This is a genomic window from Streptomyces katrae, assembly GCF_000966975.1.
Lineage (GTDB): Bacteria > Actinomycetota > Actinomycetes > Streptomycetales > Streptomycetaceae > Streptomyces > Streptomyces katrae.
On the sequence record NZ_JZWV01001453.1, the window covers coordinates 1 to 235 of the forward strand.

The following is a 235-nucleotide window of genomic DNA, read 5'->3' on the forward strand; positions in this document are numbered from 1 at the left end:
ACCTGCCCCGCCTGGACGGCTGGAGCTCCACCGCCGAGGACTTCTGGAGGCTGCCGGTGGACACCGGCCGGCTGCGGGCGGACCGGCTCGGCGCCACCGAGCAGGACATCGCCTCGTACATCACCGGACCCGTGTCCACCGAACTCCCCGCGCAGACCGGGCGCGAGATGCTCCGCACCAACTCCCGGCTGCCCGAACTGTTCGCCCAGGCACGGGCCCGCAGCCAGGCCGCGGC

General features: G+C 74.5%; 1 protein-coding gene. It reads left to right on the forward strand.

Features of this window, described 5'->3' with window-relative positions:
* A partial coding sequence (locus tag VR44_RS38250) for a hypothetical protein (RefSeq protein WP_045952288.1) occupies nucleotides 1-235 on the forward strand: 235 nt, incomplete at both ends.